Below are 6,115 nucleotides of genomic sequence, written 5' to 3'. Positions count from 1 at the left end.
AAAAAAGGAATCTACAAGCCTTGTAAACAGAGGGCTAGAGATTCCGAGAGACTATTTATTATACTAGGAGGAGAAGAAATGGCATTAGTTACGACTACAGAAATGTTTAAAAAGGCCTATGAAGGCGGTTATGCAATCGGCGCTTTCAATGTTAATAATATGGAGATTATTCAAGGGATTACGGAAGCGGCTGGTGAAATGAAGTCTCCAGTAATTCTACAGGTGTCCGCCGGCGCAAGAAAGTATGCAAACCATGCATATTTAATCAAGCTTGTGGAAGCGGCTCTTGAAGTAAACGATATTCCTATGGCTCTCCATTTAGACCATGGAGCAGACTTTGAAGTGTGTAAGTCTTGTATTGATGGTGGTTTCTCTTCGGTTATGATCGATGGTTCACATCACAATTTTGCTGACAATATGGAACTCACAAAGAAAGTAGTTGACTATGCTCACGAAAGAGGCGTAGTCGTGGAAGGCGAGCTAGGACAACTTGCCGGTGTGGAAGACGACGTGAATGTGGCAGCGGAAGATGCCTCTTACACAAACCCAGATCAAGTGGAAGAGTTCGTGGCTAAAACAGGAGTAGATTCACTAGCAATTGCCATCGGTACCAGTCACGGGGCGTTTAAGTTTAAACCCGGACAAAAACCCCAATTGCGTTTTGATATTTTAGAAGAAATCGAAAGACGGCTTCCTCAGTTCCCCATTGTTCTTCATGGAGCCTCGAGTGTATCTCAGGAGTACGTTAAGATTATTAAAGAAAACGGTGGTAAACTTGAAGATGCCATTGGCATTCCTGAAGATATGCTAAGACAAGCGGCCAAGTCCTCTGTTTGCAAGATTAATATTGATTCTGATTTACGCCTTGCTTTTACTGCTGGTGTAAGACAGGCTTTAGTAGCAGATCCGACTGCTTTTGATCCAAGAGCGTATCTTAAAGTGGCTAGAAGTAATATTAAGGAATTAGTGTCTCATAAAATTAAAAATGTGTTAGGTAGTGATAATACTTTATAATTGTCGAGAGGAGGTCTCGAGATGAAAGTGGTAGCAATTAATGGTTCGCCAAGAAAAAATGGGAATTGTGAGTTGAGCTTACAGGTATTAGGAAAAGTTTTGGAAAAAGAAGGTATTGAATTTGAAGTGATTCAACCTGGTCCAAATGTCAAGCCGTGTTTAGCTTGTTATCAATGCATTGATAAGGGGCAAACGCGATGTGTTCAGGATAAAGATGGAGTTAATGAAATCATTGAAGCTTGTAGTGAAGCTGATGCAATTGTGCTAGCTTCACCGGTTTATCATGGTGGTATTTCTGGTAACATGAAATGCGTCCTAGATCGCTTATTTTTAGCTGGTGGTTGTGTTGACAATCAATTTCACCATAAGGTTGGCGCCGCCTTGGTGACGCTTAGACGTTCAGGAGGTCTAGAAACCTATCAACAACTTCTAGGAACCATGAATGCGATGGAAATGGTGCTAGTTACCTCTGATTATTGGAATGCAATTCACGGGGCTAATCCAGGTGAAGTATACGATGATGTAGAGGGAATGGAAGTGGTTCAAAAGCTCGGTCGCAATATTGCTTGGATGGTAAAAGTGATAAATGAGAGTAAGGTGCCAAAGCCAGAGACTAACCCACGAACAATGATGAATTTTATACGGTAAAAGAGGAAGAAATGAAAAAATATTATCACCATCAATTTTGGCAGCGGATTTCGGTTACCTGAAAGAGGAAATTGAAAAAACTAGCGCTGCCGGTGCCGCCTACCTTCACTTTGATGTGATGGACGGCTTATTTGTACCAAGTATTTCCTTTGGAATGCCTGTGTTACAGTCAATCAAAAAGTATACCGATCAAGTGATGGATGTACATCTAATGATTCAGGAGCCAATTCGCTACGTAGAAGATTTTGCTAGTGCTGGCGCGGACATTATTACGGTTCACTATGAGGCCTGCGAGAATCTTAAGGAAACCATTGCTAAAATCAGAGCAGTCGGTAAGAAAGTAGGCGTATCTATTAAACCAGGGACGCCAGTTACGGTCATTGAAGAGTTCTTATCTGATATCGATATGCTTCTGATAATGACAGTTGAGCCCGGCTTTGGCGGCCAGTCCTTTATTCCAGAAAGTTTGGAGCGGATTAAAGAAGCGCGAGAAATTATGGAAAAGAATGCACGCCAGATTGATATTGAAGTGGATGGCGGCATCTATCTTCACAACATTGAAGAAGTCCTAGCCGCAGGTGCTAATGTAATTGTGGCAGGCTCGGCGGTCTTTAAGGGCGATGCTACGAAAAATGTAAAGGATTTTATGGAAATCTTAGGAGGAGATTGACGTACAGAAAACCGTACGTTATAATATGAATATAACTACTGGTATGTGATAGGAGGGATATTAATGTTAGCTATCAACTACACGACTCTTAGAGATAATATGAAGACATATATGGACAAGGTGACAGATGAATATGAAACCATGGTGATTACGAGAAAAGACAATAAAAATGTAGTTATGTTGTCAGAAGAGTCCTACAATAATTTAGTAGAAAATATTCATGTGATGGGCAATAAAGCAAACTTTGACTGGCTTATGGAATCCAAAAAGCAATTGGATAGTGGGAAAATTTCCATACATGAACTAGAAGAGGTTGATTTTAGTGAATAAGGTATTTACAGATAATGGATGGAAAGATTACATATACTGGCAGACAGAGGATAAGAAAACACTAAAGAAAATTAATCAGTTAATTATTGATATTTGCCGGAATGGAAATGTCGGTATGGGAAAGCCAGAGGCCCTGAGCGGGAATTTGGCAGGTTTTTGGAGCCGTAGAATTAATGATAAGGATAGGCTGATTTATCGAATCGACCAAAGCAACGTGTATATTTTAGCTTGCCGATACCATTATGACGATAAATAGAAATATAAAAGACAATCGGACTTAACCGGTTGTCTTTTTAATCGAGAGAAGGTCTAGCAACCTATCAACAACTTCCTTTACGAGTTGTGTCTACTATCGTCTAATCCTGATGTTAAGTTAGTCTTTATCAATATTCTCTTCAGGTAGTTTTCCTGCTTTCTTGTTTGTACCGCAAAATAACTTTGCGCAAAAGCAATTTCTTCTTTTTTAGGATCTCCATTTTGAGCAATCAAGTAGTAAGCGTAACGAGTAAGCATATATTCTATAACATTTCTTTTTGCTCCACTACCTAGTTAGACCATTTTCGTGATATCACGAAAATGGTCTAATACATTTATGCCGGAAGTATCACACGAGGCCATCGCACGACAGATTGCATTATAAAAATCTTAGACAACCGGACTTAACAGGTTGTCCTTTTTGTCGATAATCATAAGGATAGCTATATTGTTTTGAGGGGGAAAATATGAATATTAGTAAACGTATTTTAATGCCGACGATCGCCGTAGTGATTGGGGCGATTGTCATTGTGTTAGCGGTTGTGATCGGAGTTTTTGCGAACTTTTCCAATAGTTCGCTCTCGGGGGATGTAAAGACATACTCGGCAGTACTGGAAAATCAGTTCGCCAGCCTATGGGAGGAGTCCGAGGTTAGTGCTGCAATGATCGCTGGAGACGATGCGGTGAATGAAGCACTGGTTACCGGAGATACGCAGGCGCTTAGCGCCCGGGTAGCAGCGCTAGATGAAGACGCAGAAGTGGATTTTGTGACGGTAACAGATCGAGACGGCAAGGTAGTACTTAGAACCCATAATCCAGATAAAAAAGGGGACAGCATTGTGGGGCAGGAGAATATCAAGCGTGCGTTAGCTGGGGAGACTTATACTACCGCTGAGCAAGGTACAGAAATTGCCTTATCGGTGCGAACAGGGACGCCGATTTGGGGCAATAGTGGTGAAGTGATCGGTGTGATTTCGGCAGGATTTCGCTTGGACACCTTTGACTTTGTGGATTCTCTTAAAGAGATGATTGATGCAGAATTCACCGTATTTAGCGGTGATGAACGCTTATCGACCACCGTACTAGATGATAAAGGTGAGCGGGCAGTAGGTACGAAGGCAACAGAAAAGGTGAGCGCGCAAGTCCTTGCTGGAGAAGAGTATGAGGGCCAAGCAGAAGTGGTAGGAAAGAATGCTTTCGTCAAATACCTACCCCTAAAGGATGCCGAGGAACAAGTAATAGGAATGCTTTTTGTGGGAGAGTACACGGCAGAAAGCACAGCGGTAATCTTTAAAATGATCTGGGAGACGGGGCTGGTGGCCTTGATTCTTGTTGGCTTAGCCTTTTTCCTAATCCGTATGACTTCCAAGAAAATATCAAAGCCGATAGAGTATATGGTGGACGCTGCCGAAGAATTGTCAGCTGGTGCCGTAGATGTAAGTGTGGAGCCGAAGACAAATCTTCGGGAGATTACTGAATTATCAAGAGCCTTTAATGAAATGATTGTAGCGTTTAAAAACCAGGCAGTCGCTTTGCAAGAGATTTCTGAGGGGAACTATTCCATTGATATGGAGTTGGCTTCTGAAAACGACGTGGTCGGCAAAGCCATTGTGCAGATACTAGACAGCAACAACGTGTTGATACGAGATATTAAGCGTTCAGCAGATGGCGTATCTCAGGGAGCCAAGCAGGTGGCAGGCGGGGCCCAGGAGTTGGCTAGTGGTTCAACCGAACAAGCGGCAGCGGTGCAGCAGATATCAGCTTCCATTCAGCAAGTCTTAGCTCAGGCAGAGACCAGTTCTGAAAGGGCTGAACAAGCGTATGAAGAAATGCAAAAAGCAGTCGAGTATGTCGGTGCTAGTATTGAGTCGATGACAGAGATGACAAGAGCGATGGATGAGATTAGTGAAAGCTCTGCCAACATCGAAAAGGTCATTAAGGTCATCGATGATATTGCTTTCCAGACCAATATCTTAGCGCTAAATGCAGCCGTCGAAGCGGCGAGAGCTGGCAATGCCGGAAAGGGATTTGCGGTAGTGGCGGAAGAAGTGCGTAATTTGGCTAGTAAAAGCGCCGAAGCAGCGAAAGAAACTTCTGGCCTTATTCAGGCAAGTATCGAAAAGGTAGTAGAAGGAACAACGATTACCACCAAGACCAGTGAGAGTCTGCAACAAGTAGCGGAGATTTCTAATCATAGTGCCAGTTCCATTCATCAGGTGGATGAGATGTCTAGAGTTCAAAAAGACGCGATTAGAGAGATTAACAGTAGCGTGGAGCAGATTGCCGCTGTTACTCAGTCTAATTCAGCAACCTCTGAAGAATCAGCGGCTTCGGCTGAGCAGATGGCCTCTCAGGCACAGACACTTAACCAAATTGTTGGAAAATTTAAGCTAAGAAATGAGAGTCCAAAAGGTAAATTTGAAGTGCTTAAAAGGAAGATTGATTAATGTTGACAATACAACAAATAGGTTGTATTATATAAATGTAGAACAACATATTTGTTGTTGAAGAGGAATGTAAATGAGAGTTGTACCTTATTGCTCGACTAGTGGGAAAAATCTGATAACAAAGTATATCGATAGCCTTACAATAGATGAGCAAGTAGATGGTTTTTCTGTTTTAAAATCTTTAGCAGATGGTAAATATAGTGAGTTGAAAATAAAAACATGGGAAGGGAAAATCAAGGAAGTATACTTCTATAAACACAACAGGATTTTCTATATCATTGAAAATGGTGATACGATATATCTATTACATGCATGCCGAAAACAAAAAAATCAAACTGAAAAGAAAGATGCTAAAGTAATAAGACGTCGAGCGAAAGAAATTGCTCAGGCGTGTAAGTTTAGACTCTAAAAAGAAAGGGAAGATGATGAAAGATACAAACCGTTTTATGACCATGGATGTTGATGTAGAAATTGAAAAGAGACGAAATCAATCTAAAGAATTTAGAGATGCATGGGATAGCTCAAGAGAAGAGTATCGATTAATTGGTGAGATGGTAAAACTAAGAAAAACTGAGTCGATAACACAGAAAGAACTTGCGGAAAGGACCGGAAACAAACAACAATCGCTATCTCGAATTGAAAAACGATTAGTTTCGCCATCACTTCGGACATTTACAAATATCCTGGATGCATTGGGATATAGAATATCTATTGAAAAGAAGAAATAGTAATAAAAAAGAATTCGTTCTGA

At 41.3% G+C, this 6,115-nt stretch carries 8 protein-coding genes; all 8 read left to right on the top strand.

From position 1 onward, the window contains the following. The first annotated feature begins 78 nt into the window (after positions 1-78). The 8 genes from fba (at position 79) to NHH16_RS13965 (ending at position 6,092) form a co-directional block, all read left to right on the top strand. Complete coding sequence (gene fba, locus NHH16_RS14005; protein WP_262070232.1) at positions 79-1,014, top strand: class II fructose-1,6-bisphosphate aldolase; 936 nt, start codon at positions 79-81, stop codon at positions 1,012-1,014. Between the two features lie 21 nt (positions 1,015-1,035). Beyond that, entirely contained in the window at positions 1,036-1,662 is a 627-nt protein-coding gene (locus tag NHH16_RS14000; RefSeq protein ID WP_262070231.1) for a flavodoxin family protein, read from the top strand. Then, the gene (gene rpe / locus NHH16_RS13995; protein ID WP_262070234.1) at positions 1,649-2,332 is read left to right on the top strand and encodes a ribulose-phosphate 3-epimerase; all 684 of its coding nucleotides are present in this window, start codon (positions 1,649-1,651) and stop codon (positions 2,330-2,332) included. The genes NHH16_RS14000 and rpe overlap by 14 nt, the downstream gene beginning before the upstream one ends. Before the next feature lie 63 nt (positions 2,333-2,395). Next, complete coding sequence (locus tag NHH16_RS13990) at positions 2,396-2,662, top strand: type II toxin-antitoxin system Phd/YefM family antitoxin (RefSeq protein ID WP_262070230.1); 267 nt, start codon at positions 2,396-2,398, stop codon at positions 2,660-2,662. Beyond that, entirely contained in the window at positions 2,655-2,918 is a 264-nt protein-coding gene (locus NHH16_RS13985) for a Txe/YoeB family addiction module toxin (RefSeq protein WP_262070229.1), read from the top strand. The genes NHH16_RS13990 and NHH16_RS13985 overlap by 8 nt, the downstream gene beginning before the upstream one ends. 466 nt (positions 2,919-3,384) lie before the next feature. Then, positions 3,385-5,364: a methyl-accepting chemotaxis protein gene (locus NHH16_RS13975; protein ID WP_262070228.1), complete on the top strand. Its 1,980-nt coding sequence runs from the start codon at positions 3,385-3,387 to the stop codon at positions 5,362-5,364. A 73-nt stretch (positions 5,365-5,437) separates the two neighbouring features. After that, a complete protein-coding gene (locus NHH16_RS13970; RefSeq protein WP_262070227.1) occupies positions 5,438-5,773 on the top strand; it encodes a type II toxin-antitoxin system RelE/ParE family toxin in 336 nt (111 codons plus the stop codon). A gap of 13 nt (positions 5,774-5,786) precedes the next feature. Beyond that, positions 5,787-6,092, top strand: coding sequence for a helix-turn-helix domain-containing protein (locus NHH16_RS13965; RefSeq protein WP_262070226.1), 306 nt, complete (start codon positions 5,787-5,789; stop codon positions 6,090-6,092). Positions 6,093-6,115: the final 23 nt, after the last annotated feature.

It is taken from the genome of Ohessyouella blattaphilus (assembly GCF_024721265.1).
Classification (GTDB): Bacteria; Bacillota; Clostridia; order Lachnospirales; family Lachnospiraceae; genus Aequitasia; species Aequitasia blattaphilus_A.
The sequence above is the reverse complement of the archived record's forward strand: the minus strand, read 5'-3'. Positions and strand labels throughout refer to the sequence as shown.